General features: G+C 34.1%; 1 protein-coding gene. It reads left to right on the forward strand.

The annotated features are described in order from the left end of the window. The first annotated feature begins 242 nt into the window (after nucleotides 1-242). Entirely contained in the window at nucleotides 243-1,361 is a 1,119-nt protein-coding gene (locus V7068_RS22115) for a tyrosine-type recombinase/integrase (RefSeq protein WP_499714575.1), read from the forward strand. Nucleotides 1,362-1,441: the final 80 nt, after the last annotated feature.

Here is a 1,441-nt window from a genome sequence, read left to right on the forward strand (position 1 = left end):
TTAATCCAAAAATTTCTTGATGTTGCTGAGGGCCTCTGTGTGAAAATAAATGACCAATGGTATTAAAAAAGAAAAATAAATGCGTCTGAGAGCAAATATCAGACACTCGAAAAGAGCATCTCTTCGATTGAAAAAGAGTAGGTAGAACAAACATTCTATGATAAAATATAAGTAAAGATAATAAGGAATTATCTTTACTATACATAATAAATTTATGTTATCTTTCTTTTAGGAGGCAAAAAATGAATAACTTGACGCTTCTTAATACAATGACTAGTGAACAATTTTTAGATCATTTACAAAATAATCTACATGATCGACATCTACTCGATGAAAATAGAAATCTGTCTCTCGCTAATAGTTCTGAACAAGACTTTTTAGAATTGTTTTTTATGGAAAAAGTTTTTCCGCAAGATAAACAGCTTTCTCCTCACACAGTTAAAGCGTACCGTTCCGATGCAAAAACACTGCTCACTTTTTTAACAGAACACTCCCTTTCTTTTCGAGATATTGGCTTTCCAGAAGTCAAAGCCTATAACCAATATATTAGAGAAAATTATGCAGCTAAATCTGCCATAAGGAAATTGGAGTTTTTTAGAAGATTATTGGACTTTGGTTATGAAACACAATTTTATAAAGCACATCTTTCAACATGGATCTCCAAACCGGTATCGAAAAAGGGACACTATATAATAGAAGAAACTCGTCACGAAGAAGCACAAACCCGTGTGCAAGTCAGAGAATTAAATCAAAAAGATGCGGAATATCTAATCTCTTTCTTTCCTAAAATTGTGAAAGCAAAAAAGAATCGAGATCAGTTGGAGAAACGGAATTTACTGATTGGATACTTACTATATACGACTGGGCTTCGGGCAAGTGAGCTTTTGAGCTTGAATTGGGGAAGTTTTCGTTACAATCGTCAAGGTTACCTATATGCTGATGTCATTGGTAAAGGAAAAAAACCGAGGACCCTCCCTATAAAGGAAGAAACACAAGAGCTTCTATTTAATTATCGAAAAAGCCTTGGAGAGTCCGTAGAAATAAATATCGAAGACACCAGCCCACTCTTTTTCGCGCTATATAATAAGAAAGAAACTCGTTTAAATAAAAAACGGTTAACTTATCCCGCCCTCTATAAAATTGTTAAAGAAGCCGTTCTTATGGCTGGACAAAATTTGAAAGTTACGCCGCACTGGTTCCGTCATAACTTTGTGACTACTCTACTCGAGAATGATGTTCCGTTAGCTGTGGTTAAAGATTGGGCCGGCCATTCAGATATTTCTACCACTAATATATACTTAGAACGTGTGAATCAGGACAATACGCATGTGCATTTAAATAAAGTGAATATGTTTAAATAACTCTTTCATTTCCTATATTATTGTTATGTCGAATTCGTTATAAGAATAACGCCAGCAGCATCTTGAAAAATTAATACATT

The sequence above is a fragment of the Bacillus sp. JJ634 genome, assembly GCF_036962285.1.
In the GTDB taxonomy this organism is placed as follows: domain Bacteria; phylum Bacillota; class Bacilli; order Bacillales; family DSM-1321; genus Peribacillus; species Peribacillus asahii_A.